3 protein-coding genes are annotated in these 4,789 nt (G+C 45.4%); 1 reads left to right on the top strand and 2 read right to left on the bottom strand.

The annotated features are described in order from the left end of the window. Positions 1–568, top strand: a 568-nt coding sequence (locus ON063_RS14255; RefSeq protein ID WP_274665577.1) for a hypothetical protein, incomplete at its 5' end; no start/stop codon positions are given. Positions 569–625: 57 nt separating this feature from the next. On the opposite strand, the gene ON063_RS14260 is transcribed toward ON063_RS14255, so the two are convergent. Then, positions 626–3,190 (bottom strand): hypothetical protein, encoded by a 2,565-nt coding sequence (locus tag ON063_RS14260; RefSeq protein WP_274665578.1) that lies wholly within the window; start codon positions 3,188–3,190, stop codon positions 626–628. Between the two features lie 1,331 nt (positions 3,191–4,521). Beyond that, the coding region (locus tag ON063_RS14265) for a hypothetical protein (RefSeq protein WP_274665579.1) at positions 4,522–4,789 on the bottom strand (268 nt) is incomplete at its 5' end.

Raw genomic sequence — 4,789 nt, forward strand, 5'->3', positions numbered from 1 at the left:
AGATTTTAAATCAGGTGAGACCGATTACTTCCAACGTGAATTGATTGGGATTATTGATCCTTCTGGTCAATTTGAACAAATCGCATTTAAACGAACGTTTTCGAATCCTATGCTTCATCAATTCGGAACACCGAATTTACAGGAGAATTTTTCTTTACCTACACCTTATAAACAATCCGGGACGTATCGACACGTTTCGATTCGAAACGGTAAACGTCACCTGATTTCAGTAGAGGTGGCTCTTACAAACGGAAAACTCGGTGTCATAAGCGTCAACGGACAACCGCTTGAATCTTTCCAGCAAAAACCGCCAAAAGTTGAAGTCAAATTAGTAGATGGATATTTGTTTATCCGTTCAAAAGATGAGACATGGATGCGCCATGCACAGCAAATAAAAATGAGTGGTGTATTAGGCGAGCGTGTACAACTGGCAAAAGGAAACTTAGCTCAGGCAGGCGACTGGAATAAAGGTAACTATTTATCTGTAGGAGGTTATGGGTTAAGCAAAGGAAAATCTATTCGAATTCAAGCTTATGGTTATTCAGACGTAATTGTCAGGATCCCTTAAGCCAACATACGAAAACACCTATCTCACGTATTTTTTAGTGGGATAGGTGTTTTATAGTTAACGCACCGTGACGTAAATCGTCTGTGAACGACCTTTTGGCGTCGTCATCCGGACCGTCAAACGTGTGCCTGGTTTTTGAGCTGCCATCGAGACAGAGGTTGATTTTGACGTCACCGTCTTCGATGCGAGCAGTGTCGACCCGCGATGGATTGTCACTTTGCCATAATCGATGTTGGCGTTCACCGTGACAGAACGTGACGAGCTCGTCGGCGTCGTCACCGTGAACTTCGGCGTAAGCCCCGCCTTCACGTAGACCGTCTGAACGAAACGATACACTCCTCGCTTACTGACGAGTGTGACTTTCGACTTGATTGGTTGAGGCGCCAAGTTCATGACGACACGTCCTGTCGATGAACTCTTCCCGCTCGCGATTCGCGTCGAGCCGTTTTGCAACGTGACGGCGCTATTCGGAAGCACCATACCGACCCATGTCTTTTGCTCGTCATGGAGACGGATGTTGCTGAACGTGACTTTCGGTAACGCAAGACGCGTATCTAGCTTTTGACCTCCACGGACGAGACGAACGAGGACGATGTCCCCAGGTCGTGCCGGAACCGTGAATCGCGTCGAGGAGACCGGCGTCGCAGTCGTACGTTTGCCGTTGATATAGAACTGAAGGTCTGCCTTCACGTCACGACGAACGCTCACGACCGTATGTGTCGCCGTCATCGCGACATCTGTCACTTGAAGAATCGTCGGTCCGACTGCAACGACACGATGCTCCGTTGTTGTCGAGCGGTCTCCTGCCGTGGCGACAGTACGAATCACGTCACCATCTTGAAGCGCCTTCGGTAACGCAAGCGTACGACCGTCCCCGACGAGCACGTCATTAACGTACGTCTTGTACGTAATGCCTTTAGCTGATGACGCATAGGATAATGTCGCATCCCCTGCGTTCGGTGTCACCTGGAACGTGAAGGTCGGTTTGGCCCGCTCAAATACGACGAGTTCCTTCCCTACCTTTTCCGTGAAAGCTGGTTCGTACGTCACTTTGACGCCTTTTGCGAGCGGATCGACCGTTCCCGTCACGTGCGCAATACCTGAGGCGTCTGCTTGAATCGTGTCGTACCACGAATGGAAGTGCTCTTCAACGGTGATGTCAATTTTCCCATACGGTACCGTTTTAAAGATGACCCCCGTTTCAACGGAGTCTCCTACCACTTCAATCGTATTTGGCTCTAGATTCGGAGTCGGGACGACGAACGGTTGTCGATAAACCACCCCACTCCCTCCACTGCTCGTTACCGTAAATGTCGTCCCTCCTGCTAATCGTCCCGTCGCCACTCGGAATTCTCCAGAGCTTGAAGCGAATGTCGAGTATTGAATCGGCTCTTTCCCGTCTTGATGAACTCGAACCGTCACCCTTGCATGAGACGATGCATATCCGAGGATTTCACCCGCAATTCCGAACTTACGAATCGAAACGTAGTCTGCCTTGGAGCCAGAGAGCCAACCTTTGAGATGTTCCCCCATATAGGTGAGGTCGTATCTGACACCTGCTAGATGTGTAAATACTTGAGGTGAAGTGATTTCATTCGCTTCATTCGCTTTTAATTGCTCAAACGGAATGGTTTCGACCACCCCGTCCAGATTCGTCGATTTGAATATCAGTGGATAGGAACGACCGACATAAAGGAATGGATCTCCTTCTTCATTCGCACTCTTATCGACTTCGAATTCAAAGTGGGTTGGCATCTGTTTATATGAAGAAAGTGGGATTGTTCGATCCGGGAACACTAAAACACCAGGGAACAGTTCCGGATAGACAATCGGGTGATACGTCTTCAATTCTCCAGATGCAAGATCGAGGACCCCATACGTGCCTTCCGAATACCAGTGTAAGAACCCATCTTCTTCGGCATATTGTATGTAAGACCGCCCAGGAAGCGCGACAAGCTGTCGGGTTGCTTCGAGATAGACGTAACCTTGATCCGGATAAGCGATGGCGCCATCAAAGGCGAGCGCTTCCTTATCGCGGCCCTGGACCTTCACATCAAAGGATTGAGTCGATTCCGTTTCACCTGTCGCTGCATTCACGTGGTCAATCTTCAACAGGTCATGCTGTGCGGCAATAACGGTCTGACCATCGGTAGATAATGTGACGGCAGTCCCGAGGTCGGAACGCTTCCAAAGGATATCCCCTTCAAGGTTCGTCATGATCACTTCCGACCAAGTCGTCCACAGGAGTCGATCGTGCGCAACGTCAGCTCCGACGATGCGATAGTTGTCTGGTACTAGATCAACCGTAATCTGACCGTCCAAATCGATGATATAGCGATGCATCGAACACGAGCCACACCCCGATGTAAAGACGATAGACTGTCCGTCCACGCTCATCACGGCACGTTGATCGTAAGACCAGTGTAAAAATAATTCTTTCGATAACGGAGTGCGTTCTCCCGTTCCGACATGGTAAAGGTCCTTCCCGTCCATCGTAATCACATAAGGACTATTGTGGATTCGTAGATGTTTCGGAAGCGGCTCACCTGCTTCCACCGAATCAGGCAAACTGAATATAGGAAGAAAAACGGCAATCAGAAGGGCCCACAACAATTGTTTCAAGTACATTTCCTCTTTTCTTAAAAAATGGTAAAAGATTAATTTGATGACAATAAAAGTATAATTTGTTTTATAGAAAAGGGGAATTGTTTTTTATTAATGAGTCTCAAACTTAATGGAATACTCCTACAGATAAATGGTACGTTCTTCTAACTTAATAATAGAAAACTGAGATAACAAATCTGTTTATCTGGTTGGGGAATGTTTTTTATGGCAAGAAGTCGGCATTCGATTGAACAAAAACTGAGTGCGCTACGTATTATGAAAAAGAAACATTCACCAGGAAGGAAATTGAGGAGGCTCATCACGTCTCTAAGGATACCCTCAGGGTGAGTAAAGTGAAATTCGATACCGGTGAGATTGATACGTTGAAGGAATCAAAGTCATAGAGACCTTACGCTACGGAACAGAAGGTCTAGTCTGTCCATGACTATCTCGGTAGTCTCTCTAAAATGGATGCAATCTCTAAACATCAAATCAGTGATCGGTCTGTTCTTCGGGGATGAATTAGGAAGTGCACTAGTCCTAGCGAGTTAACAAATCATAGAAAAAGAATGAATCAAGCTATGACAAGGCCACATTCGAGGAATACATCGAAATCGTCAGATGTTGCTAAGACAATTGACGGAACTATCAACTGTCGGCCGTGGTATTCGACGTGCCTTACCGACGGATTATACGGATGGACGAAAAAATATGACGCCGACGACGTGCATGGGCTCCAATGTCGACACGAACGGACGACACAAAAAGAGGAGCTATCCAACGAGAAAAAGCCCGAGCGTTACATCCAGCAGATTGAGCGTGAGAACGAGCGCCTGCGGACCAAGAACCTGATTTTTTAAAAGTTAGAGAAGAGATTGCTTAGCTAGATCTGGCTACAATTGTTTTACACGACCATCGAGATTTACATACCCTTCTATAAACATGACTGTTTCCAAAAATGACTAAACAGATTTAGCCCTGCCAAATACAGACCTAAAGAAGCTGAGTCCGATTTTCATTATTTATCCTATTTACGGGACGTTGAACAGTAAAAAAACTCGTGTGCGGTTTTCTAGCGCAGTAATTTCAACAATCACTCGTTATTTTTTTGAACAAGTTTGCTAACTCCTCATGTCCTACATTCGCAAAGTAATTGCTATTGAAAAGAAATTGAATAACAGACATTTGATGTTCTCTATATCCGAATATGTTACTTAAACTCATTATTAAAAATGAGAGAATTATTAGTCTTCTTGTGCATTATTTCAATTAATATGCTGATTTTAAAAAATAATTGAAAATAAAGATAGTGCCCTCTCGTAATTGAGAGGGCACTATTGAGTAAGAAATTATTTTGATACCGTCACATAGTCAAATGCCGCGTGCGCATTGTCTGCAAGATCCAGCACTTCAAAGTTAGCACCTGGCTTGATAGTGATTACTTTTGAAGTTTCAAGTGCTGTTAATGAGCGATCAATGTTTAAGACCACTTGGTTATTGTTTGTTCCCATAGCTTCAGAAACAACCGCTTCCGTAATGGCTACACCATCAACAAATACTTTAAAGTCTACAAGAGAATCCACAATAGAACTTGATTTGATTGCTTCATCAAAAGTA

Source organism: Exiguobacterium sp. B2(2022) (assembly GCF_028823655.1).
GTDB classification, from domain to species: Bacteria; Bacillota; Bacilli; order Exiguobacteriales; family Exiguobacteriaceae; genus Exiguobacterium; species Exiguobacterium aestuarii_A.